Annotated in this window: 23 protein-coding genes, 1 tRNA gene and 1 pseudogene; 9 read left to right on the top strand and 16 right to left on the bottom strand. The window is 60.3% G+C overall.

Annotated features, from left to right (window positions below):
* Window positions 1–2: 2 nt before the first annotated feature.
* Both B5525_RS22860 and B5525_RS22855 read left to right on the top strand, forming a co-directional pair.
* Complete coding sequence (locus tag B5525_RS22860) at window positions 3–857, top strand: fumarylacetoacetate hydrolase family protein (RefSeq protein ID WP_079568032.1); 855 nt, start codon at window positions 3–5, stop codon at window positions 855–857.
* Entirely contained in the window at window positions 854–1,810 is a 957-nt protein-coding gene (locus tag B5525_RS22855) for a C-terminal binding protein (protein ID WP_079568031.1), read from the top strand. The genes B5525_RS22860 and B5525_RS22855 overlap by 4 nt, the downstream gene beginning before the upstream one ends.
* A gap of 18 nt (window positions 1,811–1,828) precedes the next feature.
* On the opposite strand, the gene B5525_RS22850 is transcribed toward B5525_RS22855, so the two are convergent.
* The 3 genes from B5525_RS22850 to B5525_RS22840 form a co-directional block, all read right to left on the bottom strand.
* Window positions 1,829–2,602: an IclR family transcriptional regulator gene (locus B5525_RS22850; protein ID WP_154073371.1), complete on the bottom strand. Its 774-nt coding sequence runs from the start codon at window positions 2,600–2,602 to the stop codon at window positions 1,829–1,831.
* 88 nt (window positions 2,603–2,690) lie between these two features.
* Complete coding sequence (locus B5525_RS22845; protein WP_079568029.1) at window positions 2,691–3,095, bottom strand: tautomerase family protein; 405 nt, start codon at window positions 3,093–3,095, stop codon at window positions 2,691–2,693.
* 22 nt (window positions 3,096–3,117) lie between these two features.
* Window positions 3,118–3,519, bottom strand: coding sequence for a tautomerase family protein (locus B5525_RS22840; protein WP_079568028.1), 402 nt, complete (start codon window positions 3,517–3,519; stop codon window positions 3,118–3,120).
* A gap of 612 nt (window positions 3,520–4,131) precedes the next feature.
* Between B5525_RS22840 and B5525_RS22835 the strand changes: the two genes are divergently transcribed.
* Window positions 4,132–4,473 carry a hypothetical protein gene (locus B5525_RS22835; RefSeq protein ID WP_244567539.1) on the top strand — a complete coding sequence of 114 codons (342 nt, stop codon included), beginning with the start codon at window positions 4,132–4,134 and terminating at the stop codon, window positions 4,471–4,473.
* A gap of 489 nt (window positions 4,474–4,962) precedes the next feature.
* Window positions 4,963–6,447 (top strand): MFS transporter, encoded by a 1,485-nt coding sequence (locus B5525_RS22830; RefSeq protein ID WP_197687829.1) that lies wholly within the window; start codon window positions 4,963–4,965, stop codon window positions 6,445–6,447.
* Window positions 6,448–6,704: 257 nt separating this feature from the next.
* On the opposite strand, the gene B5525_RS22825 is transcribed toward B5525_RS22830, so the two are convergent.
* Window positions 6,705–7,187: a MarR family winged helix-turn-helix transcriptional regulator gene (locus tag B5525_RS22825; protein ID WP_079568025.1), complete on the bottom strand. Its 483-nt coding sequence runs from the start codon at window positions 7,185–7,187 to the stop codon at window positions 6,705–6,707.
* Window positions 7,188–7,552: 365 nt separating this feature from the next.
* On the opposite strand from B5525_RS22825, the pseudogene B5525_RS22820 reads away from it, so the two are divergent.
* Window positions 7,553–8,742 (top strand): annotated as a pseudogene (locus B5525_RS22820) (thiolase family protein).
* Between the two features lie 606 nt (window positions 8,743–9,348).
* Here the strand turns inward: B5525_RS22820 and B5525_RS47880 are convergent.
* The 7 genes from B5525_RS47880 to B5525_RS44215 form a co-directional block, all read right to left on the bottom strand.
* Window positions 9,349–9,672, bottom strand: coding sequence for a DUF3551 domain-containing protein (locus B5525_RS47880; protein ID WP_079568024.1), 324 nt, complete (start codon window positions 9,670–9,672; stop codon window positions 9,349–9,351).
* 939 nt (window positions 9,673–10,611) lie between these two features.
* Window positions 10,612–11,811 carry an adenylate/guanylate cyclase domain-containing protein gene (locus tag B5525_RS22805; RefSeq protein WP_079568022.1) on the bottom strand — a complete coding sequence of 400 codons (1,200 nt, stop codon included), beginning with the start codon at window positions 11,809–11,811 and terminating at the stop codon, window positions 10,612–10,614.
* Between the two features lie 93 nt (window positions 11,812–11,904).
* On the bottom strand, window positions 11,905–12,672 hold the full coding sequence (locus tag B5525_RS22800) for a DUF899 family protein (RefSeq protein WP_244567538.1): 768 nt from the start codon (window positions 12,670–12,672) through the stop codon (window positions 11,905–11,907).
* A gap of 355 nt (window positions 12,673–13,027) precedes the next feature.
* Window positions 13,028–13,237, bottom strand: a complete 210-nt coding sequence (locus B5525_RS22795; protein WP_079568021.1) for a tautomerase family protein — start codon at window positions 13,235–13,237, stop codon at window positions 13,028–13,030.
* A gap of 31 nt (window positions 13,238–13,268) precedes the next feature.
* Window positions 13,269–13,529, bottom strand: a complete 261-nt coding sequence (locus B5525_RS22790) for a tautomerase family protein (protein ID WP_079568020.1) — start codon at window positions 13,527–13,529, stop codon at window positions 13,269–13,271.
* Between the two features lie 561 nt (window positions 13,530–14,090).
* Window positions 14,091–14,276, bottom strand: a complete 186-nt coding sequence (locus B5525_RS22785; protein WP_079568019.1) for an NERD domain-containing protein — start codon at window positions 14,274–14,276, stop codon at window positions 14,091–14,093.
* A gap of 642 nt (window positions 14,277–14,918) precedes the next feature.
* Window positions 14,919–14,988 (bottom strand) — tRNA-Glu (locus tag B5525_RS44215).
* Window positions 14,989–15,600: 612 nt separating this feature from the next.
* Here B5525_RS44215 and B5525_RS22780 point away from each other — a divergent pair.
* From B5525_RS22780 to B5525_RS22770, 3 genes are all read left to right on the top strand, one after another.
* Window positions 15,601–15,960, top strand: a complete 360-nt coding sequence (locus B5525_RS22780; protein WP_079568018.1) for a hypothetical protein — start codon at window positions 15,601–15,603, stop codon at window positions 15,958–15,960.
* The gene (locus B5525_RS22775) at window positions 15,941–17,092 is read left to right on the top strand and encodes a hypothetical protein (RefSeq protein ID WP_079568017.1); all 1,152 of its coding nucleotides are present in this window, start codon (window positions 15,941–15,943) and stop codon (window positions 17,090–17,092) included. Before B5525_RS22780 ends, B5525_RS22775 begins: the two co-directional genes overlap by 20 nt.
* Window positions 17,093–17,251: 159 nt before the next feature.
* The gene (locus tag B5525_RS22770) at window positions 17,252–18,223 is read left to right on the top strand and encodes a DUF2336 domain-containing protein (RefSeq protein ID WP_079568016.1); all 972 of its coding nucleotides are present in this window, start codon (window positions 17,252–17,254) and stop codon (window positions 18,221–18,223) included.
* Here B5525_RS22770 and B5525_RS22765 read toward each other — a convergent pair.
* The 5 genes from B5525_RS22765 to B5525_RS22745 all read right to left on the bottom strand — a co-directional run bounded on the left by B5525_RS22765 (window position 18,220) and on the right by B5525_RS22745 (window position 23,694).
* Window positions 18,220–18,564, bottom strand: a complete 345-nt coding sequence (locus tag B5525_RS22765) for a DUF1491 family protein (protein ID WP_079568015.1) — start codon at window positions 18,562–18,564, stop codon at window positions 18,220–18,222. The genes B5525_RS22770 and B5525_RS22765 overlap by 4 nt on opposite strands.
* A 51-nt stretch (window positions 18,565–18,615) precedes the next feature.
* Complete coding sequence (gene hflX, locus B5525_RS22760) at window positions 18,616–19,986, bottom strand: GTPase HflX (protein WP_079568014.1); 1,371 nt, start codon at window positions 19,984–19,986, stop codon at window positions 18,616–18,618.
* A 210-nt stretch (window positions 19,987–20,196) separates the two neighbouring features.
* Window positions 20,197–20,595, bottom strand: a complete 399-nt coding sequence (locus B5525_RS22755; RefSeq protein WP_079568013.1) for a hypothetical protein — start codon at window positions 20,593–20,595, stop codon at window positions 20,197–20,199.
* A 536-nt stretch (window positions 20,596–21,131) separates the two neighbouring features.
* Window positions 21,132–21,866: a peptidoglycan-binding domain-containing protein gene (locus B5525_RS22750; RefSeq protein ID WP_079568012.1), complete on the bottom strand. Its 735-nt coding sequence runs from the start codon at window positions 21,864–21,866 to the stop codon at window positions 21,132–21,134.
* A complete protein-coding gene (locus B5525_RS22745) occupies window positions 21,859–23,694 on the bottom strand; it encodes a PAS domain-containing sensor histidine kinase (protein WP_079568011.1) in 1,836 nt (611 codons plus the stop codon). The genes B5525_RS22750 and B5525_RS22745 overlap by 8 nt, the downstream gene beginning before the upstream one ends.
* Window positions 23,695–24,113: 419 nt before the next feature.
* Here B5525_RS22745 and B5525_RS22740 point away from each other — a divergent pair, with 419 nt between their 5' ends.
* Complete coding sequence (locus tag B5525_RS22740) at window positions 24,114–24,485, top strand: DUF5330 domain-containing protein (RefSeq protein ID WP_079568010.1); 372 nt, start codon at window positions 24,114–24,116, stop codon at window positions 24,483–24,485.
* Window positions 24,486–24,546 lie beyond the last annotated feature (61 nt).

Here is a 24,546-nt window from a genome sequence, read left to right as displayed (position 1 = left end):
CCATGAAGCTCGTCAATTTTTATGGTTCGGAAGGCGTCCAAGCTGGTCTCGTTCGTGATGGCGGTATTGAAGACCTATCAGCTTCGAACCTTTGGCAGGGGCCGGCCCCTGTCGCCCTGAGCGATATCTCGGCGCTGGCGGGGAAATTGCGAGCGCCAGCCAGTCGGCTCGTCCCGATCAAGAGCTTGCGCCTTGCTCCAGTTGTCGTGACGCCCGAGAAGATCATCTGCGTCGGGCTCAACTATCGCCGTCATGCGATCGAGGCCAACATGCCGATCCCCACGACGCCGGTGATCTTCGGAAAGTTTGCGAATAGCTTGAGCGCCTCCGGCGAACGCATCGCGCTCCCCACCGTTGACGTCGAATACGACTATGAAGCCGAACTTGGGTTGGTAATCGGGCGCGAGGCGCGCGACGTATCGGTCGATCGGGCATTGGACTTCGTCGCGGGGTATTGCTGCGCGAATGATCTTTCGGCCCGCAGCGCCCAACTTGCCACCAGCCAATGGATGATCGGCAAGATGCTCGACGGATTTCTGCCGCTAGGCCCATATCTCGTCACGACCGACGACATTCCTGACCCGCAGGCTCTCAGAGTGCTGTGCCAGGTCAATGGCGAGGTCCGCCAGCTCTCGTGGACGAGTGACATGATTTTCAGTGTCGCCGAGATCGTCGCTTTCCTCAGTCGGTACGCCACGCTGAAGCCGGGCGATGTCATCAGCACCGGCACACCGGAAGGCGTTCAGATGGGCCAAAAGACACCGGTTTGGCTGAAGCCTGGCGACGAGGTCGCGGTCGACATTACCGGGCTTGGCGTCCTGACCAACACGCTCACCACAGAGGAAGCTCGTTCATGAAGACGGTTCTGGTTACTGACCATGTTTTTCCAAATCTCGATCCCGAAAATGCGGTTCTCAAGGATATCGGTACGCTGCGAGAGGCTGGTTCAATCAATGATGCCGAGCTGTTGAAGCTGGCTCGCGATGCCGACGCAGTACTGAATTGCTACCGTCCCCTCTCCGTCGGCATCGTCGAAGCCATGAAAAACTGCCGGATCATAGCACGGTATGGCATTGGGGTTGACACGATCCCCTTGGAAGTCGCGACCTCGCGCGGCATCCAGATCACGAACGTCCCGGATTACTGTATCGAAGAGGTTGCAGATCACGGCCTGGCCCTGATCCTGGCATTCACGCGTGGCATCATTCGCGGTCTGGATCAGACGCGCGGCGGTGGCTGGAACGTGAAGTCGCTTCGACCGCTTCATCGCCAGCGTGGGCAGATACTGGGCTTGGTTGGTTTCGGCCGTATCGCCCGAGCGCTTGCCCATCGTGCAAGGGCGCTTGGTTACGAAATTATCGTTTCCGATCCGTTTGTATCAGACGAAACCGTTCGTCACGGAGGCGCCCGCGCTGTCGACCTCGATACTTTATTCAAAGAATCGGACGTGGTTTCGCTTCATGCCCCGCTTACTCCGAAGACCCGGCACATGGTCAATGCCGAACGCCTAGCAACCATGCGGCCCGGCGCTGTGTTGGTGAACACCTCGCGCGGCGGGCTTGTCGATTATGAGGCGGTCGTCGCAGCACTCCGCGACGGCACTCTCGGTGGTGCGGGCCTCGACGTGCTCGAAACTGAACCACCTGGGGCGAATTCCACAGCTATAAGCAATGTACCAAACCTTGTTGTGACGCCTCATCTGGGGTTCTACTCGGAACAAGCGCTCGTCGAACTCCAGCGCAAGGCCGCCGAACAAGTCCGCGCGGTCTTGGAAGGCCGTACCCCGGATTATCCTGTCAACACAATCTAGCTCAGCTGCCGGCGAGGTTCAGGCGGTCTGACGAGGCCGCCAGCCCTGCTCACGCGAGGCAAGTTGAGCGGCGCGCATGACTTCGCGTACCATTTTCTCCCTATTCATCTCGAAGTCGGCCGCCGTTGCGCCGATGCCAATTGCCGCGACAACATCGGCATCGCAGTTATGAATCGGCGCAGCCATACAGTAGAGCTCGGGGACATATTCGCCGTTGCTCAACGCGTATCCCTGCTGCCGCACCGCCTTCAGCTCGGCGACTAGAGCCGCCTCGTTGGTAATAGTCGTTCGGGTCAAGCGATCCAGTCTGCGGGCATCAAGAATCCGCCTCACCTGAACCTCTGGAACGTGTGCAAGCAGGATCTTTCCGGCGGCACTGGCATGCATCGGCAACGTCGGCCCGGCACTCCCAAGAGACGCCGGCACGGAACTCGGACCCTGCATGCGATTGATGTAGACCACATGATGACCGTCGCGAACCGCCAGATAGACTGAACGGCCGAGCCGTTGCATCAGTTCGTTCAGCATGTCCCGCGTGGCGCTGAAGACTTCGCTCCCTGCCAGCACGGCCTCGCCGAACCCAAGGAGCTTGTGTCCAAGACGGAAACGGCGATCTGGCGTCCGTTCCAGCAAGCCGATCTCGGCGAGAGAAGCCAAGAGCGCGTACGCGGAGGACTTAGGAAGCGCCAAGGCCTCGGCAATTTCCGTCGTGCCCCATTCATGCTGTTCCGTCGCGAATAGATCCAATGCCTGCCCGGCATGCAGCACTGAACCGAGAAGCCGTCGTCTCATTGTGATCTCCACCAACCAACCGCCTAAGAAGCACAGACTAAATTCGGAATGGCTCGAGGCTCGAGTCGTCGATGACCGAGTGGGTCGTTTACATGTTAGCGAATTTCGCCTTCCATGACTCTTCGTCGCCCGGCGCGGGCAAACGCAGGCCCGACTCCATGACGTTCTCGTAAGACGTTTCGACAATGCCGATCATGATGTCGACGATCGGAACGCCCGTGACCCTGCTCAGAAGGTTCGTGTAGTCTGTCAACATCTGATGTCGTACTTCAGCCGGCCGACCAGCTCGCATCCGCACATGAAGCCGGATTGCAGAGGACAACTTCCTGTCCTGGAAGACGTTCTCAGGGTTCACTTCGTCGAATTGTATCTGCACGAAGCGCGGAAGGCCGCCGGTCGCCGCGCAGTGAATCCGCGTAATTTCGTCGACGATTTCCTGCTTCATGTCGGTGGTGATCACGCCAATTGGCGCTATACACTGATAAAACGGCATGCCACGCCTTTCTGCTTCGAGTTTAGGTCGCTGAAAGCGGCGCGCGCTCGTCCGGCGTCCAATCAGCTACCCACTTTCCATCTCGGTAGATTTCTTCGCCTTTATGTGGCGTGAACTCGATCAGTACCCATCGTCGAGGTACTCCCAGAATTTCCACGCATGCATCTACGATGCCATCCGCGAGCATTAGCCTGTACTCGTTGGGACGTCCTGCGCGGAATTCGACGAGCACCATCACGATGGGTTCCAGGCCGTGGGGACGGAGGTGAAACAGGTTATCTTCGCCAAGTTCGGCGATGCCGATATTGGGGCGCCATGTTTGTGTCTGCATGACATCGGCGTAGAGGCGACAAAGACGAACCGCCAATTCGCGCTTTTGGGCAGCCGGGAAGCGGCCAGGTAAATTGAGGTGCAGATACGGCATGACGTTCTCCAAGCTGTGGGATCAAACCAAAACCTGCCACTTACGTGACGGGTCAGCTATTAGCCGCTTTCTTTGCTCAGTTACCCACCCGCCACTTATAATTCAAATATTATGTTTTGATGGGCCAGATAAACTGCTTTTATAGACCCCGCTTTCTATCTCTCCACCGTTGCGCCGGGTGGCGAGACCGGCGGCTTCAAGGAGGCTGCAATTTGGTCCGCCGTATGGGAGTTCGGCGCTCTCCGCCACGCTAAACAAATTGAAAGAGGAAGCCGAGGCGAGGCTGTTCCACCGATGATCGAAGGAAGTCACCCCCACCCCAACCGATCGTTGATTTGGCACGAGCACTGAGAAGCGCTCGAGGACCTGAACCGCCAGGAACTTAAATCCGTACTCTGATCACCAAGCCCTCCTTGATTATTACCTGCATATGCACATTTTGTAAGAACGGCGATGCGGCTTGATCAGTCGGCGCTCGCATCGCGCTCAGCCAAGGAGAAATCACAATGCCAACCTACGTTTGTTCGTTAGCCGAAGGCTGGTCAAAAGGCAGCAATAGCGGAAGCTCTGTCGCGGATTCACAGCGAAGAGACTGGGGCACCGACCTACTTCGTGCAGGTCGTCATCGAAGAAAAAACGCCGACCCAACGCTTCCTTGGGTGCGCGCGCGTATCGGGGCAGATTTGGATAAGAGGCGATATTCGCGCAGGACGAACGGACGCGCAGCGGAGGGCAATGATGTTGCGAATGATGGAAGAGGTCGGGCGTATCACGGGAGTCGAGAGACAGAACATTTGGGTTTACCTCTGCAACCTTGCACCGACTGATATGGTTGAGTACGGCCATGTGCTACCAAGGCCAGGCGAGGAAGCGACGTGGTACGATAATCTGCCTAGACCTCTTCAAGACTACCTTCAGAAGCTCGGCACAACCAAAGAAAATTTCAAACTGTGACGGCCCCTCACCGGCGCGGAGGAGTCCGCTCATGGTCCGGGCTCCACGTTCTACAAAACGGCGCGCCTACGGCTCTAATGCATGCGTGCGTGGAGCCTCCGTTGATCTAATGCTTGAGTCATTTCAAACGGCAATATAGTCGCGTGGGTTCGCCAAGGACGAACAGATACCTGGGGCGCCTCCAGGTATCGCCGCAGAGATTACCGTCCGGGCTCCTTTGTCGCTGCCAAAACGAAAGGGACGGTCCGAACGGGAGGCGTTGCGCGCAGATCAACCCTGCTCCTCATCGCTCTCGCGCCGCACGCCTTGACCAATTATTAGCATGTGCATATGATTATTAGCATATGCATATATTATTCCTCGAGCCAAGCCCCTGCAATCTAAAGGCAAAGACATCCGATGGATCAAATCGCATCGCCACCCCGAAGCGTGCACGTAGCCGATCGCCATGCGTTGTACGTGTTGATCTGCACTTCAGCGCCTTCTTTCATGATACAGCTCGACGCGAACATCGTCTCGGTGTCGCTGCCGGCAATCGCCCGTTCTCTGGGCGCTAGTTTTGCTGGAATCGAATGGGTGATCACAGCCTATGTGCTAAGCTTCGCGTCGCTTTTATTGCCGGCGGGCGCATTAGCTGATCGCTTCGGTCGCAAAAGGCTGCTGATCCTTGGCCTGTCAGTATTTACGTTTGCTTCATTTCTCTGCGGATCTGCACCAACGCTCACAGTCCTCATCATCGCGCGCGCACTGCAGGGCGCGGGCGCAGCCATGCAACTCAGCGCCGCACTGGCGACTCTCTCCCACGAGTTCCAGGGCGAAGCCCGAGCCCGAGCTTTTTCCTTTTGGGGATCGGTAGTCGGAATCGGGGCCGCTTTGGGTCCTGTCGTGGGAGGACTGATCACGCAGAGTTTCGGATGGGAGTGGGCCTTCTATATCAACCTTCCCATCGGCGCGATTTTGATCGCGCTAATCATCCGTGTCGTCGTGTCCTCTAGAGACCCCGACGCCATGCAGATCGATCTGCCGGGCGTAGCCTGCTTCAGTGGCGGGCTTTTCTTGACGACGCTCGCGCTTATCGAGGGCAACCATCGTGGCTGGACCGATCCGTGGATTCTTGGTGAAGGCGTCGGCGCGGTGATTCTCTTCGCCCTCTTTATCCTCGTCGAGGGCAAAGAAGCCCGGCCGATGCTTGACCTTTCCTACTTCCGCAAACCGACCTATATCGGCGCCAACCTTGCGCAGTTCTCCTTCTCGGCCGGCATGCTGACGATGCTGACCTTCATTCCGATCTTTCTTCAAAGCGGCCTTGGTCACGCTTCTGCGAGCGCAGGACTAATGATGCTCCCAACGGTTATTCCAATGTTTGTCGTGCCACGGATCGTCACTCATTATCTCGCGCACCGCTTTTCGGGTCGAGATCTCCTCACGGCTGGCTTGTTGCTGGTCTGCCTGGGCCTATTCGCGCTTGCGCTGGCGGTACAGCACCTTGGGTACGGTCCAATGATCGGTGGAATGACCATTGCTGGGATCGGCGCGGGCCTGCTTAACGGTGAAACTACCAAGGTCGGGATGACGGTTATTCCACGAGAGCGTTCGGGGATGGCCTCCGGCGTTTCGGGCACGGTGCGCTTCACCGGTCTCGTGGTTGGCATAGCCGCGTTGGGAGCGATACTTTACACTCGTGTTGCCGCGGTCGTGGCGGATGCTCTGCCCATGATTTCCACTGCCGATCGAGCGGCTTTGGTTCGCGATATAACAGCGGGAAAGCTTTCCGGTGCGACTCTCGTCGGTTATGACGCCTCGACGCTCAAGTCACTTGCGCTGTCGAGCTTTGCGAGCGGCTATCGTGCCCTCTTTCTGGCCGGCGCACTGTTCATGTTGGTTTCGGCAGTTCTGGTCTGGCGATTGGTCGACGCCGCGGAGACGCCACCGACCTCTACTTCATCAACGCGCCCTAGGTCCAAACCCCGATAGTACACCAGAAGGTCTCGCTTGGAAGCATGCTGGTAACAAATCTGCAGGCCCTGGCAGACGACACGACACTACGGCTTTGTCGATGCTTCGAGCCGGCGAAGCTTCAGCAAGGATTACCATCGCTCAAGAGCCGCCGCCTCTCTCGCGGACAACGTCACCGCAACAAAGCGAATAGGCGATTGCAAGACGGCTTACCCAGGTGTGGTGGTCACCGAAGCGATACCGCATTCTAGTGCTGCTCACGTCCGACTTGCCGATCAGACTGCTCCCTCGAAGCTGGCGATAAACTTATCGGAAGCAATAAGAGAAAGCGCCTCGCGTAGGGTCGCGGCTGCAGCGGACCCATACGCCTTATCGAATTTCTTTTGTGCACGAGCCCATAGCAGCTCCGACTCTCGCAACTTGGCGCGGCCTTCCGCGGTCAGGCTAACGACGCGATTCCGACGGTCACGCGGATCCACCTCCTGCCGCACATATCCGTCGCGTTCCAGCGGTTTTAAATTGTGGGCCAGCGCGCCGCGATCCATGACCAGATCCACAGCCAGTTCACCGACCGAGGGGGTGCCCGCACGCGAGATGTGGTTCAGAATGGCACGCTGGGTCGTGCGCAGTCCACATGGTGCAAGAATGGCATCGTAGAGCTGCGATACACGCCGAGACGCTTTGCGCAAGGACGTGCAACTGCACTGGCTGGCATCCACTTTGCCCGCCTTCTCCTTTTGTTGATAACGATGCCTCATCTCTTGGCCTCAGGTTTGCAAACATGATTGCAATGCAAGCATATGCATATTTCTCAAGTTTTCAAGATTGGCCAATGCAGGATTGACGGTTTGAGCGGCGTCGATGGATCCTCAATGCTGGTTGGGATTACCTCCCCGTCGCCGCCTTGAAGGAGCTGTTCCCTACTTTGCGCAAAGGTCATTCCGACGTATTCCGAGTGAGTAGGTCCACGGGCTGATGCATTTGCATCGCGATCATGGCTGCCATCCGCATCCCACTCCAGTTTTCAGATTGACAATACGTGCATATGCCATCACCTCATGAATAGTTGCATATGCTAATAACTGCCCGCCTGCTTTGGCACCTCGGCAATGGAGTTCTCAACATGACGTCACCACGCTCAGTTATCTTCGCAAACCCGGTCCGAACGGCAATCGGGACCTTCGGCGGAAGCCTCAAAGAGATCGCGGCCACCGATCTCGGCGCCGCAGCGATCAAAGCGGCCATCGAGCGCGCCGGGCTCAAGCCCGACGAGGTCGAGACCGTAGCTATGGGCAATGTCATCCAGGCCGGCACTAAGATGAACCCGGCACGGCAGGCGGCGATCCATGGCGGTCTGCCGGTGTCGGTGCCGGCGATGACGGTGACCGTGTCTGCGGCTCGGGCGCACAGGCCATCATCTCCGCCGCGCAAGAGATCATCTTGGGCGCGGTTGACGTTGCGGTCGCCGGCGGCATGGAGAACATGGATCTCGCCCCCTACCTCATAGCGCGTGGACGGTGGGGCCATCGGATGGGCGACGGCCAGCTCTACGACAGTATGTTGCGCGACGGCCTCAACGATGCGTTTTCGAACGAGCACTCGGGCTGGCACACCGAGGATCTCGCTGCGAAATTCCAGATCGGACGCCCCGCGCAGGACGAATGGGCGCTTCGCTCGCAGCAACGTTTCTCCGCAGCGCAGGAAGCGCGAAAATTTAAGGACGAAATCGTTCCGGTCGAGATCCCCGGTCGCAAAGGCGCGACGGTATTCGAGAAGGATGAGCACAATCGACCGCAGACGACGCTTGAGACACTCGCCGGGCTGAGGCCAGCATTCCGCGAGGCAGGGACGATCACTGCCGGCAATGCCCCCGGTGTGAACAGCGGCGCGGCCGCCGTTGTCCTGGCGGACCGAAATTGGGCCGAAACACGCGGCCTTGCACCTGTAGCGCGGCTAGTCGCCTATGGCATTGCCGCTGTCGAGCCCGGCATGTTCGGGCTCGGGCCGATCCCGGCCGTCCGTCAAGCGCTGGACCGGGCCGGCTGGAGGCTCGGCGATATCGAGCGCATTGAGATTAACGAGGCCTTCGCCGCGATCGTCATTGCCGTCACGCACGAGCTCGGGCTTTCGCCAGACGTCGTCAACATTGAGGGTGGCGCGATTGCCCACGGGCATCCGATCGGCGCCACCGGCGCGGTGCTGACAACCCGCCTCATACATTCGATGCGTCGTGACGGCCTCAGGCGCGGGATCGTCACCATGTGCATCGGCGGTGGCCAGGGCATCGCGCTTGCTTTCGAGACGATGAATTAATGTTCCGTTCGGGAGATCGGTCGCGGATTGCTTTGGCCTCAGCTCCGCGCTTGGCGCGTTTCCGGCAGAGAAATTCAGGCGGGGTCCGGCGCTATAGCCGCCGCCCCGTCCTTGAAGAGGCGCCCGCGCCAAAATTCCAACCTGAAGTGATGACGATGTTCATCCGCGAAGGTGCATCCACGATCGCTGCAGCCGTAGTGCGCAAGGCCGCAATTCATTTTGTAAGGCTTGTGTCCCTCTAACACACTATCGCCGGAACGTCGTATTGTTGCGCAGACCAGCCGCTCGTTCTCATGTTTATAGCCTCCTGTCGGCGGTCAAATTTGCCCTCTCGCTACGTCAGCGGCGCAGCAGGCCAGATTTTCATTCGGAAGACCAGCCAGCCCGCGCGGTGATGCGGCAAGATAAGGCGCAGTCCCAAGACCGCCGATTGCGCGCAACCGGCTGAAAAAGTGCCAGCGTAAACTAGCGCGCAATCTAACGGCTTTTTTGTTGCGACGGCGAGCTTGCGACAAACTTCCACAAATCATAGTAAAGCGCTGAACATCTTTCGCTGGCAGCGTTGCTTGGACTTCCAATAAGCTTCGTCTTGACATGACTGTGATGTTATTTCGGGCGATGCGGGGCATAGGCATACGTCTTGCTGACACCCGGCGCGTAGGCATATGTGTCGGCCGCACTGCCGAGCGACGGATTCCGGAAGCAATCGGCGCCGCGTCCGAAGGACATCTCCTGGCACTGCGCCAACGTGTCGAAGCCGCACTGTAGCATGTATGAGGTAATGTCTCGGCGGCAGTACTCATGGTCCCTCGCCGCAGCCGGCGCTTCAGAAAGGAAGGAGGCTGCGCAGGAAATTGCTGCGACGCCCAGCGTCAAAGACCCTTTCAACTTCGCTCTCCTTCTCCTGCATCTGCGATCGGATGTTTTCATACTGCGCTTGAACAGCGCACCCTACAACGGACCAGGGCCGTCAAGCGGCCGCTTCTCGAAAAGCTGGGACCATCTCAAACGCCAGCCGTCACTCTGTGCAGCGCTGGTCGCCTCGGCCGCAAGCCCGGATCGATGTAGGACCCGCAAGTAGTGTTGTCCGCGCTTTCCGCTCGCCATTTCAAGCAACTCAGCAACTCGACAGAGCTCGCGAAACCATCGATTGTCGCCTCGATCGTGCAGGCCTGTTTGTTCGCACCTCACGCGCGGCTCCATGTCAAAATGAATTTCTAAATTGCGCGAGATAGTCGGGGCTCCCGTAAACCCACATGGGCTCCTCGCACTGTTGCGGGCCTTGGTCGTTCATGCAGGCAAAACTCCAGGCCGGAGTTACGATCTGGCGGCCTACGATCCTGTATCCCTGCAGCCGACTGCCAAATGCCAGCCGAGTGTCGGCATGCGCTCGATTGCTGGCTTTGCCGGTTCCCACATGAGCCATGGCGTGGGTCGCGAAAGATGGCATAAGCAGTAGGGCCGCGAGAAGGTACGTGATCTTCATCGTTCATTTCCTTGATTGAGCACAGCGCCTGCCGAGCACTTATAAGCATATGCAACTATTTTGGTAGTCAACATGCTTGCGTTGGCCGTCTTGCCTGAAGCTAATCACTACGTCAGCATACCCAAATCGTATGTTTTTATCGTTTGGATAAATTAGGTTTATCAGATGCAAGTCTTCGCCCGCTCCCGGTCACGGGATATTCGAACTCGGCGGGCACATCGCCGCCAGCGGCCCGGACGGATGCAGACAGCTCGGCACGTCGACCGAAGGCGGCCGCGCTAACTGACCTGCAGTAGACGCGGGTTATTTGATCCTGATCTTGATGGTGACGCAGCCGGCGGCGGCCTACACGTGCGACCCAGCACTTGGAGGTCGAGCGGCATTCAGCCGTGATAGGCAAACAACTCAACTGGGTCGTTGAAGCCGCGCACCGGATATTCGCCGACGCGTTCGAGAGCGAACTCGCTTTCGACGAAGTCGGCGAACGCACGGGACAACAGCACCGGCCTCCCCAATTGTTTGGTGAGGGCTTCGAGACGCGAAGCCATGTTGACCGCAGGACCAATGACGGTGAAGTCGAGCCGGGTGCGCGACCCGATATTGCCGTACATGACGTCTCCGACGTGGACGCCTATGCCGTAATTCAGCGGCGCGCGACCGGTTTCGCCGTTTCTTTCGTTCAGAGCGGCCATCGCCTGACGGGCTTCGGTTACGGCATAAAGCAGATTTGCGCAGGCCGAGGGTTGGCTCAGCGGAAAAATGGCGAGCAGACCGTCGCCCATGAATTTCAGTACTTCCCCGCCATGTCGCGCAATCGGTTCAGATATCGCGTCGAAATAGTCGTTCAGAAGGTCGATGACATCGTCGCGCGGCCAGTTATCGGAGATCCCGGTGAAGTCACGTAGATCGCAGATCATGATGGCGGCACGAACCGTCGTCCCGCTGCCGCGCCTGGTGGCGCCGGCTAGAATGAGTTCGCCGGCATGCGACCCCACATAGGTTTCGAGCAGCGTTCGCGCCAGCCGGTTCTTGACACGGATCTCGCTAACCAGCGCTAGGGCTGGCAACAGTTTCAACAGGGCAGCGATATGCGCGTCGTCGAACCCTCCGGGCCGGTCGGTTGCAAAGGTCACGAGATGCCGCTTGCCGAGCGTATGGTATAGCGGCCACGCCACGTAGTCGGTCAGGCCTTTCGCCCGCATCTCGTCATAGACGGCGTGCTTGCGGCCCAACGAGGGATCCCGTTCGAGATTCTCGCGCACCTCGACGGCACCGTCATAGATTTCGTTGGCGGGACTATTGATGTATTCGGGTCGGCCCCTGACGTCATGATCGACTCGCTCGATTACGGCCTCGCGCATCCCATCGGCCCACGTAATCCGGGTACCAAGCCACTGCGGATGCTGGATCAAGACATGAAGCGACGCCCGCTTCACGGGAATGCCTATTCGCTGGAGCCGGACACCCAGCTCACCGAAAATATTGTCTATGAAGGGCTCGTCGTGGGTGCAGCTTGTCAGCCAGTGCACAACGTCGCTGTCGGAATAGGCGATGACAGGGTGGATGTTTGCCGGCGCGTTCATATTCAGATGCGGATCGCCAAGCTGGGTTCCGAGTGCGAGTAACCCCGGTGCGGGGTTCGCCCGAAACGAAAACAGGCGAGAATTCGAGGACTTCTAGTACTGCAGGTTGGGATAGGCGGCGCTATCTCCACGCCCCTCGCGCGTCAAATCGAGAATGCCGTAGATTGCCCAAACCGGGTCGAGGGGACTGGTGTCGCCGCGCTTGAATATCCCCTCGCTTGCCCAGTGGTGGCGGATCCCGCTCTGATCGCGTGAGAACACATGCAAGACCGCGAGTTGCACGCCGTCCGGCGTTTCCGCATGATAGTCGCGGTTGAAGGTGTTGTTGCGCGATGACAGGAGCCGCAGGTTGCGCCAACCGCGCTCTTGTGCGTAGGTGGCGAGTCGGTCGGGGCTTGTCTTCGCGATCACGACAAGGTTGGTCCGCTCGGCGACGTGAAAGGCGGCCCCCTCGAGTCCGTCGACCACCGAGGTGCATGACGGGCACGGCTGCTCGACAATCGGCAGCTCGGCTGTCTTGCCCCCCGGGGCGCCCGCTCGTTTGTCTTCCGACCAGCGCGGGAACATCATGTTGTAGATGACCAGCGAGTCCTTCCCTGGTGCGAACAACTCCGAGAACTTCACCTTGCTGCCATCGGCAGCGGATTCGAAGACGTAGTCTTCCCTGATGAGGCCGCCTGCAGGGAGCGCCCGGCGTTTGGCGGCGACCTGCTCGTTCAGCCGCTTCAGTTCTGCCTCCGCCTCTAAGAGTTCGTTGCGCGCGCGCCGGTACTCGCTCGACTCGCCAGGAAAATGAACGCTGGGGTCGAGGAGCACTTCTCGCCACTTGTTCATGTCGCGCGGTTGACCTTTGAGAGCCATTTTTTCCTCCTTCTGCGAAACTCCGCAAACCCTGTGTATGCTTAGCATTCGGCGACCGCTACCTCATATACGCGTCATTATCGAACATGCCGCGGTAAGATGTGTAAAGTCGGCTTCATCATTACCCGGCTAGGGCCGGTCACGGTTCGCTGACGGTTCTGGAGCCGCATCACCTTTTCGCCGAATGGCTTGGCCGCCGGCCGATTTACCGCCCGCCCAGCAGAACGGATGCCAACGCCGGTGATCAGCAATGTATCGACGTTGAGGTTGTCGCCGCTCTACTTGGTCATTCGCTGCAAGACTCACATGTTCTGACAGCGAATTCCCAATTGCGGCAGCTCTACGCTACAGCCGATCACCCAGCCTTCCCGCGACTTGAAATCAGGGCGCGTCCGGCTTGCCCGGCTTCTCCGATATTGCTGGCCGGATGTTCGCGCAGGACAATGTTGATGTGCTCCATCGCCGATCCGATGCAGCGGTGGGTGATTTCTGTCATCCTGGTCACCAGCACCTGCTTTTCGGATTCCGAGAGGCCTTCTTCCAGATCGCACGTGATAAATGGCATTCTCGATTCTCCTCTTTATGAGCTGCAGTAGTTAGCTGTGTTGTGTTCTTTCCTTGCGATTCTTGATCTGCTCGTGGCCAGCCAGATCCACTCCGTCCGGGCCTGGCACATAATCCGGGACATGCTCGCCGGCATCGACGAAATTGAATCCCGGCATTTCGCGCATGACCACGAAAATATTGTCGATATTCACCCCGGTGGCCTCCACAACCGCTTGCGTCAACTGCATCGCGAGCTGGTGCTTTTGCTCTTTCGTTCTTCCATTGCGGATATCACAGCTAATGATGGGCATTGGGCTGATCCTCTCTTCTGAATCAGCGTAACTTCCCCCTGCCGATAAACAAAATCGTTTGTAATTATATTATTCATAGTTAAAACTTATGTGCCGGAGACCCTACAAAGTCAGGCCGTTGTCGCCATGGCAACACGGGTCGCCTCACGGAGGCCGTCGTTCGAGCGGCGCCGGGTGCGTCGCATGGCCGCTTCACGGTCGGCTCAGACTTCAAGTCGATCGATCAACTCCACTTGCCCCCTTAAACTTATTGCAGATAGGGATTTTATTGCCTGAAAGATACCGGTCGCTCCATCGTTGCGTTCTTGCCTTGATCGCAGAGCGAACCGCGCTCCGAGCCACGCTGGCGCGCATTAGCAGCTAGAAGTTGACATGTAGCGAGACAGGCGATCGATCAACAAACTCGCCGGTGTAGCGCTTAATCGCGAGCATCACCGCGCGGGCGGTTGGACCGAAATCAGGATTTGGATCGCTTATCGCCATAGATTCGTGCGGGCGAGTTCGATCACCTTGTCGCTGCGGCCATTCATGACAGCCTTGACCATATACAGCGTGAATCCCTTAGCCATCGACGAGCAGGACCCTGTCGTCGATGACCATGACAGCATCGATCTCGCGGTATTGTCCAGGTCCGACGGCGACCTCGAGATTCGTGTAGGCGTACCACTCCTTCGGCAGATGCCGAAGCTGTCCCAGACCGTGGATCTCGCGCGCGTGGACGCCCTGCCCTTGGTTTCTGATGTCCATGCCGCCCCCCACGGTCTTCCGCAACGCCCTATAGCATTCGCCCGCGACCGGTAATGCTCCGAATTGCCAATTGCCCGGGAATCACCCTCTGGTCGAATCCCTCGCTTTCCGACGTTCTCAGGAAACGGCCCGTTCGTTCGGACCGGCGCCTTGCAATTCAGACCGAGCAGCGTCGTAGTCGTGCAGACAATGGCCGACGCTTCGAACTCGCGTAGCCGGCAATCCAGCTCTGCGACCGATCCGAAAGAGCAACGGATTTCGATGGCAATTGACGTTCGGCGATGCCAAGTTAGTGCCGTCCTTGGTGCTCCACCAAGGTGCTCCACCGTCCAGAATCCGGCGGATCAAAAAACGCTTGTTTTTGAAGGACTTCTGCGCTGCTGAAAAACGGTGGCGGAGAGGGAGGGATTCGAACCCCCGATAGTGTTTGACTTCGCGCGCTTGGCCAAGACGTTGCGCCCGTGGCGATGTTGATTGATCGCCCGCAAGAACCCCTTCCTATCAACCGATGGCCGTATAGCGCTGCTGAAATCATCCGACAAGTTTTGCCGGACGCGCGCGTTTTGAATGCGAGAATTACTATTTCAGACGAGACACTAACTGGACACCCAGTTCTGTCAGTCCACTAACTATTTGAATTCATGGCGCTCCCTAGGGGAATTGAACCCCTGTTTCAGCCTTGAGAGGGCCAAGTCGATCCGCTTGATGATCATCGTGAAGAGAGTTCGGCGATGGAGACCTACGGATGTCAATCCCGGCTCGTCTGCTCGAGCAGGCGTGACCGCACCAGTTTCGCACCAGAAACGACCCAACCGAAGCGCAATGAACGCGATCGGATCGAAACAAAAAGACAGCTAAATCAACGAAGCCGATCGTTATCCCGCCGCTCATAACGGTCTGGTTGCAGGTTCGAGCGCTGTCGCACTAACGGCGAAACAATGGCTAGTGAGAGTCTCGTTGGCGCCGGCGATAGACTTTCGCCGTAAGTACCGCACAAGTGCTGATATCGCTAGAGCGGCTCCGTGCTGCGCCGATAGGTGAGAAGCTCGTTCTCGTGGACTCTTTTCTTTTCTTCGCCGCGGTGTCCAATCGTACTACGAGCTTTTTGCAGCCTTTCCGCCTCGGCATCGCCATGCTGTGGTCGGGTATTCAAGCAGTCCGGACTTACCACAATCTACACCAGCCACGTTATTCCTCATTCGCCGACAACAAAAAACGATCACGGCTTCAAAGCTCGCCCTGCCGACCGCTGGCGTGATTGCGATGATGGATTTGTTCAGAGCGTTCACCAAACTAAGTTTGGAGAGCCGGGAGTAACAAAGACATGAGCCGCCGCGCGCCCCTGACCTGGGACAGGCTTCCCCTCTTCTCGACCGACGAGGAAATTGGGGAAGCCGTGCTCGGCTGGGACCGCCGCAGGGAATTTACGGGTCTAGCCCAGTTGCATGAGCGTGACGGATTGCCGAAGATCAGCCTCGTGTGGGGTGGTCGATATGTTCCTGCCGTCAAAGCGTTTTTCGACAGCGAGTATGGCCTTTCGGCCACAGCCCCACTCGTTCCAAACGGAATTGAGGGAGACTTCTACGATGCAAAATCAGAACGACCGGGCCGGGCGACCGACAAGTCTCGGTCTAAAATGGCGGAAACGAAAACGCGGCCCGGACGTGCCGTATTGGTTCGCTGATCCGGAGGCGATCAAGGCCGGCTACCCGGTCAAGTCGACCAACCTGAATGAGTACGTCGATCGGCCAAAGATCCTGGTCGATCGGGCCGAACGCTTGCAGTCGGAGATGTTGAAATGGATGTCGGGCGAACGCAAAAGAGAGTTGTGTTTTGATGGCTCGTTCAAGTCGCTGATCGACATCTATGAGCGCGATCCAGAGAGCAGCTATCGGGAGCTCAAGCCCGGCCCGCGCGAGACTTACAATGTCTATATCAAGCGTCTCCGCAAACACATCGGAGAGCTACGGGTTCAGCGCTGTGACGGCACTGACGTCAAACGATGGTTCAAAATCTGGCGCACCGATCCAGACGGGAGCGATCATCTGCCACGAGCACGAATGGTGTTGTCGGTGCTGAAGGCGGCCGTGACCCATGGCGTTATCAAGCGGTTTGCCGGCTGCGAGGCCTTTTCGCTGATCATGTCAAAGCTGGAGTTCGACACACCGGAATCGCGGACCTTCGCGCCGACGGCGGCCCAAATCATCGCCGCCCGCAAGGCGGCACATACCGCCGGCAAGCCGCGACGCGCCCTGCTCTATGCGCTCGTCTTCGAGACCACGGGTCGATCCTGGGACTTCCTTGGCCAGTGGCTGCCTCTCTCCGATAAGAAGACCAGCGCTATCCTTGGCTACGGCAAGAAGTGGATCGGTCCGCACTGGTCGGCGATCGACAACAATCTGATGATGAAGATCAAGCCGACTAAGACCGAGGACACCACCGCGGTGGAGATCAGCTTCGATCTGTCAGTCTGCCCGATGGTGATGGAGGAGCTGAGGTTGATCCCGAAGTCGGAGCGTAAGGGGCCGATGGTCATCAACGAGAACACCGACCTGCCCTACGTCTACCAGACCTTCCGTCTCGGCTGGAACGCCGACTTCGAGAAGGCCGGACTGCCGGAAGGCATGTGGTGCCGTGACCTCCGGGCCGGAGGCGTCACCGAGGGCGGCCAGGCCGGGGTCAGCAAGGACGACCGCCGCAAGGTGGCCGGTCACGCCAACCCGAAACAAACCGAGACCTACGATCGCGACCAGGTGGAAGCCTTCCGCCGGACCATGAAGACCAGGACCAAATTCCGCACCAAGAACAGGGCGTAAACAACTCTCAGGACCACGCCGGGACCACGGGACCACGCGAAAAAAATTTCTTAGTGATTTCAATTCGTTAAAAAGCCGATACGGGCTATTAATCTTAACGAGCTGTTAAAGCAAGCGAAGTAGGCTTGGGCCGAGAATTACTCAGTTGCGTATCCCGACATGAGCAAACTGCCTTTTTTTCCCGGCTTCGACGGGTTGATGACGCTCTCCCGCCGCGAGGGCGTCGATATCAGACCTACCCTGCTGCGCGTGCTGACCGATCTCTATGTTCAGGCCAATGCGCACAGCGCCGACGAAGAGCGGCAATTCATCGAGCTGACATCCCGCCTGGTCGACGCAGTCGACGACGCCACGCGCGCGGCGGTGCGGGCGCGGCTTGCGATCTATCCGTTAACTCCGGCCGTCGTCCTGAAAAAATTCGGGCTGAAACCGGCCGCCTCCGATTCCCGCGTGCCGCTCGCCCGCGAGATCTTGACCGTCCCGCTTGCGTCCCCGTCCCCGCCGGTGAAGCCGCCGACGGAAGCGGAACTGCGGATGGCATCGAACCTGTCGATGCAGCCAAAGGACGCCGCCGAAATCAACGAGCTGTTTTCCCGCGCCAGCGCCAGCGAACGCGCGCTGATCCTGCACAATCTGCAGGACACGCCGCTGCGCGCGGCGGCGCGGATTCCGACAGCCCGCGCCAGGCGCGCCATCGAGACGCTGGAGATGGCCGCCTTCGCCGCCGATGTCGAGAACTTCACCCTCGAACTCGGCGAGACCCTGATATTGCCGTGGCGGCTTGCCGCCCAGGTCGTCAACGATCCCGGCGGCGAGCCGCTGGCATGTGCCGCGCGGGCGCTCGATATGCCGGGCCCGGTGTTTCAGCGGGTGCTGCTGTTTCTCAAGCCCGACATCGGATCCTCGGTGAACACCGTCTACCGGCTGTCGCGGCTCTACGACCGCTTGAGCGAACGATCCGCGCTGGTCATGCTCGCCGCCTGGCGCGGTGCGACCATGGCGGTCACCCGCGCCAAATTCCGGCCCGGACTGTACGATGACGAACGCAACCGCGCGCGCGCGGCTTCCGCGCAGCCACGCCCGGCGGCGCAGCCCGGCTCCGGCATCAAGCGCACGGGCTCGGAAGGCTAAGCCCGCGCCAGATTGAGGAAGTGCCGCCCTGCCCTGTCCTCGGTCTCGACGATCCAGGCGTCGGGATCGAAGCGGATTTCCTTGGTGAGACGTTCTTCCACCGAGGCTTCCGGGATCGGCTCTTTGGAGGTCGGCGTGAAGAACCGGTCGATCGGCCGGCTGTCGTCGTAGACCGTCTGCGGCGCCGGAATGTAAAGCATGGCATTGCCGTCGAGCAGTGCTATCTTGATGAAGACCGCGCCGGCTTCTTCCGCGCCGCGCCTGCGCACCGCGCCGAAGACGCCTTCGGTCTGGCAGCGGCGCAAGTAAGCCGCCACCCAGATACTTGATTTCAATCGCATGGGGCGGACGATAGGACAGCAAAGCCGCCGGCGCTAGTCCGTCGGCTTGAATCAGGAAGCCGCGAGTGTTCTCCGCAGCCGCGCGATCGCTCCGGGCAGGCCGCGGACGTTCATGACCCGCCCCGTGGCGTCGTAGTCCTCGGAGATCACCCGCGCATTCTCATAGACGTCGCTGAGCAGCCCCTGTTTTGCATAAGGCAGCACCAGCTGGTCGTCGACCATCGCTGCCTCGAAAAACGCGATCATGGTCTCGCGCAGTTTCGCGACGTCTTCGGGCGACTTTGCAGAGAGCAGGATCGCGTCGGGATGCTTTTCGCGCAGCGCGGCGCGATCCGCCTCGCTCACCCGGTCGATCTTGTTGAGGATCAGCCGCGACGGAACGGTGTCCGCGCCGATTTCGCGCAGCACGGTCCGGCTCACCTCGAGCTGCGATTCGTAAGTAGCATCGGAGGCATCGACCACGAACAGCAGCAGCGACGCCTCGAGTGCTTCGGCGAGTGTGGAGCGGAACGACGCGACGAGATCATGCGGCAACTTCTTGATGAAGCCGACCGTATCGGAGACCAGCACGCGCGGCCTGGTTTCGGGCCGCAGCGCGCGCACCGTGGTGTCCAGCGTTGCGAACAGCTTGTCCTCGACCAGCACCTCGCTGCCCGTGAGCGCCCGCATCAGCGACGACTTTCCGGCGTTGGTGTAGCCGACCAGCGCGACCCGCAGCTGATCGCGGCGTGCCGCCCGGCGCTGGTCGTTGTCGCGCTGGATGACCTCCAGCTGTTCCTTCAGCTCCGCGAGGCGATCGCGGATTTTGCGGCGATCGAGTTCGAGATCGGACTCGCCGGCGCCGACGCCCTGCTGCCGTCCGCCGCCCGAGGACTCGCGTAAACGCGGCGAGACGTATTTCAGGCGCGCGATCTCGACCTGCAGCTTCGCCTCGCGGCTGTGCGCATGGCGATGGAAAATCTCCACGATCACCCCGGTCCGGTCGAGCACCTGAGCCCCGGTGGCGCGCTCGAGATTGCGGGCCTGGCTCGGCGAGATTTCATGATCGACGATCACGAACTCCGGCTTTGCCGGCGCGTCGGGCTCGGCTTGCGGATCGGGCTCGGCCTGCCTCGCGTCCGGCTTCTTGCCGCCGGCGTCTTCGAAGCGCTCGCGGGCCTTCGATTTACGTGGGATCGCCTTCGATCCGACCACGCCGGTCCCGCCGGTGGACGCGGCGAGCTCCTCCAGCCGCCCCTTGCCGAGCACCGTTCCGCCACCGATCTCGTCGCGCTTCTGCGATACCATGCCGACGACTTCGTAACCGAGCGTCTTCACCAGACGGCCGAGCTCTTCGAGGCTCGCGGCATGCGCGACGTCGTCGACGTCGGGGGTCTGGACGCCGACGAGGATCGCGCGCGGAACGGGCGGTTTGGTTTCCATGATGCGGCTCCCGCCTGCTCCTTTGGATGTGTGGCCCGTGCTGGAGTCCCGTTTCGATCAAATCGAAATGGGACTCCAGTGATTTGACGCGTTTTCTTGATGCGAACCGGTCGCCACTTCGCTTGAAAACGCTCTACCACGTTTCGCAAGGATACAAGCGGACAAACAGCCTGTGTCAGCGGAAACGGCGCCATTGCAGAATTCGAGGCGTCACGCCGCCTTGCGGAGCGGAGGGGTTTCCCGCCACCGCGCCGAAACGGCACACCCGCAATCGTGGACGGTGCCCGCCTCGATGACAAAACCCCGCCGCTCCAATGAGGCGCGAAGAGCTTCGTTGGCCGCGGCCTTCTGGGGGTCCACCCAGACCACCAGCACGCCGGCGGGGCTGAGGAAATCCACCAGCCAGTCGAGCGCGACCTCGAGGCTCTTGAACGTGCGCCGCCGCCAGTCGACCAGCGCCACATCGTATTGACCGGCCGGATGGCCGCAATTTGCCGTGGCCGCCGTGCGGACATAGCCGCGGCGTTGCAGTTCCAGCATCAGCTCAACGCCCTTTGCGCCGGCGACGACGATCCGGTGCAGCTTCGAGCAACCTGCAAGCGCGATCATCGGCTCGATGATCCGATCGCCTGCGGCAGTAGTATGAGTGGAAGTCATGGTGTCACCCTTCGGGTCCGATGATGGTCTGGAGCCGACGCGGGATAGGACGGCTGGCCACCGGCCAGGCGCCGCGCGCCAGCCTCGCCTGAGTGTCGAACGTGGCATGGTCGCTGTCGCGAGGCCTGCCCACTCATGTTGAGTTCAAAAAGTGCCGGCGGCCGATCACTGCCTGCAGTGACTATCTCCAGGCCGGACTTGCGACAGCATCTGCCAGATAGGCGAAACGGCATAAAGAAACGAGACGGCGCAAAGAGCCGCCGTATATTAATCGCATATGGCCCGTCGGGATTGCGATGGACTTGGCCGGGGACACGCAGCGAACTGAGCCGCGATCGTTGTATTTAACCGCGCGAGATCAGCCGCCCGGACTCGCAACGAGCCTTCGAAAACGACACGCTTTCGAAAATATAAACTCAGCGTGGGGTGTGGTCCCGATATCTTCCGACGAGATCGCGGAAGACGACGGGAATGTCTTCGCCGCTCCGCTAATCGATCGGGTGACCGATCACGGCGGCGAGTTCGCGCACCAGCCGGTCGCTCACCTGCCCGGTCACCGGCAGCTTGCGCTCGCGCTCGAATTTTGCGATCGCGGCCTGGGTGTCGGTGCCGACGGTGCCGGTCGGCTTCAACTGGCCGTAGCCGTATTCGGTGAGCACGCGCTGTACCGCCGCGACGCGGCGCGGGCCCGATAGTTCCGGGTGCGAGGACGCCGGGATCGACGCAGGCGGCCGCAACGCCGCGGAAGGCGCCGCCGGTGCCGCGTTGGTGGCCTTGACCAGATTGCCCAGCGGATCCGCGGATTTCAGCTCGAAAGGCTTTTCAACGGCCTTCGGTTCGGCGGCCCGCGGTTCAGCAGCCTTTGGTTCGAAAGCCCTTGGTTCGAAAGCCCTTTGCTCCGCAACCCTCGTGTCGGAAATGGCCGCGTCGGCTTCGAGCGGACGCGGACGCGGCAACAGGTTCGCGGCAGCCGATCCCGGCTGCGGCATCGCGACAACCGAGCCGAACATCGGCGCCGGATGGTGTCCGGTCTGCAGGAACAGCGCGTTGGCGAGGATGGCGCTGACGGCGGCGAACGCCAGCAAGGCCGCGACGGTGTCTTTCGGGCTGTGCAGCAGTATTCGCATCGCCAGACCGCGCTCGGAATCGGCGTCGACCGCTACTGCGCGCGCCCCGCGACGGCGGCGCGGCTTGTCGTCATCTTTCGCAACTTTCCTAGGCACTCTTCTTCACCTGGTGGGCTTGGTCCGGGGTGGCTTGTCGCGTCACCGGCGTGAGCGTCGCGATATTACTCGATGGCTCCTGCGCTGTGAAGGTCAGCGGCAGCGCGACCGTCACGGTGGTACCTTCGTCGATCTTGCTTTGTACCGTCAACTCGCCGGCGTGCAAGGCGACGAGGCTCTTGACGATCGACAGCCCGAGACCGGTACCTTCGTGGCGGCGCTGATAGGTCGTGCCGGCCTGGAAGAAGGGATCGCCGATCCGCTTTAAGTCGTCGGCGGCGATGCCGACGCCGGTATCGGTGACGCGAAGCATCAGCCGCGCGCCCTCGACGCCGGCGGACACCGTCACCTTGCCGCCGCGCTCGGTGAACTTGATGGCGTTGGAGACGAGGTTGAGCGCGACCTGCTTGAAGGCGCGCGGATCGCCGGTCATGACCGGCAGATCGTCGGGGATTCGGGTCACGAGATCGATGTCGTTCTCGCGCGCCTTCAGCGCCAGCAGGCTGCAGCAATTGATCAGTGCCGCGCGCGGCGCGAACGGCTCCGGCGTGATTTCGAAATTGCCGGACTCCATCTTCGACATGTCGAGGATGCCGTTGACCACCGACAACAGATGCTGGCCGGAATCGTTGATCAGCTGCGCGTATTCCCTGCGGCGCGCCGCATCCAGCATCAGCGCCTGCTCCTGCACGATCATTTCGGAGAAGCCGATGATGGCGTTGAGCGGCGTGCGCAGTTCGTGGCTCATGGTGGCGAGGAAACGGGTCTTGGCCGCGTCCGCCTGCTCGGCGGCGGTGCGCGCCATATCCAGCGCCTGCTCCTGCAGCTTTCGGTCGGTGACGTCGCGCATCACGGCGACGACCTCGGATTCGGAGCCCGCGGGAGCGTGCGACGCCTGCTCGAGCGGCCGGCACCGCATCTCGACCCAGATGAAATCCACCTGATGATGATGGCTCCGCTCGCCGCCGCGCGGTGCATCGCGCCGCAGACGGAATTCGACGCTGCGCGCCTCGCCGCCGCGCGCCGCGTCCGAAAGTGCGGTGAGATAGGCCGGACGATCGGCGACATGGACGCGGTCGAACAGGCCGTGGCCGAGCAGCCGCGCGACCTGGGTGCCCAGCATCGTCTCCACGGCCGGCGAAATGAACTGCACGGCGCCGTTGCGGCGATGGCGCGAGATGACGTCGCTCATATTGCGCGCCAGCAGGCGGTAGCGGTCTTCCTCGACGTTGAGCAGCGCGACGCCGGTGTGCGCCAGCGATTCGGCGGCGAACGCCAGGCCGGCTGCATAGAGCGTCGCCGATGCGACGCCGAACGCCATGAAGATGCCGCGCAGCAGCGGGTTGGTCTCGGGCGTGGGCAACAGGCCGAAATGTCCCGATACGATCAGCAGCGCGGCGCAGGACAGCGCCAGCGCGGATGCAAACGCCACCGCGCGGCGAGACGCCGAGAGTGCCGCCTCGAGCGGAACCACGACCAGCCAGATCGCGGCAAAGGATTCGATGCCGCCGGTGGTCGTCGCCAGCGTCATGACAAGGCCCGACAGCGCCAGCGACGACAGCACATGGGCGCCCTCGTAGCGGCCGGTGCGCGACAAGAACCACGACAGCAGAATCGGCGCGATGAGCCACGCGAAGGCCGCGACCTCGAGCGCGCTCGGCGCGCCGCGCATCGCCAGATAGACCGGGAATGCCGCGAACGCCACCAGGCTTCCCATCAGCCGCGGCGCCATGAAGGCGCGATGGCGGGCACGCGTCAGCGCATCGTAGCGCGCGGAGGGATGCAGCAAGGCATCGAGGCAATCGCGGATGATACTCAAAACGGTCACGGCTCTCGCGCTTCGGCAGGATCGTCAAAAAGACGGGCCGGAACGCCCCCTTTATCGTTGGCTCACCGTGTCAGACCGACATTAAGCGAACGCTAAGGCTCAACAAGCGCGCCGGCAGAGACCGTCGGTTCGCGGGGTTTTCGCAACGCGCATGACGTTCATTCAATGTAAATGGTGAACGCGGGGTTTCCAGGCCGCAGACGATATGGTTTCGAAATGGTAGCGGGCCGGCGCTGCCGCTATTTGCACGAAATCTCGATCAATCGAAAATTTACACCGAATCGAATGATTCGGATTTTGCGCGAATTTTCGGCGATTTAACTTCAATGCAAACACTTGCGATTTATCGAGGGCTGTTAGTCAGACAATGATTGCGAGCTCAACCGCAACGGAACCAAAAAGACGACCGGGATCGCGAGATGTTCTTCCTGCTTCGCATGGCATTCTGGCTCGGGCTGGTGCTCGTGCTGCTGCCGAGAGAGAAGACACCAGAATCGGAAAAGCTGCCGCAGGTGGGCGCGTCCGAAGCGGTGTCGGCTGCGACGGCGGCGGTGTCGGACATGACCCAGTTCTGCAAGCGCCAGCCGGCCGCGTGCGAAGTGGGCGGCCAGGCCGCGACCGTGATCGGCCGCCGCGCCCAGGAAGGCGCGCGCAAGCTCTATCAGATCATCACCGACAAGCGTGCGCCCGATCATACCGGTTCGATCGGCAGCGTCGACAATACGGACGCCGCACCGCGCGACACGCTGACGCAAGACGATCTGCAGGTTGAATGGCGCGGCGCGCCCTAGCGTCCGGCCGGCGGGCGGAACTATTCGCCTTTTTGACTTGACGATCATCGCTTTCGATCCC

This window comes from Bradyrhizobium erythrophlei, from assembly GCF_900129505.1.
Lineage (GTDB): Bacteria > Pseudomonadota > Alphaproteobacteria > Rhizobiales > Xanthobacteraceae > Bradyrhizobium > Bradyrhizobium erythrophlei_D.
Note: the sequence above shows the minus strand (reverse complement) of the source record. Positions and strands in the feature narration are given on the sequence as shown.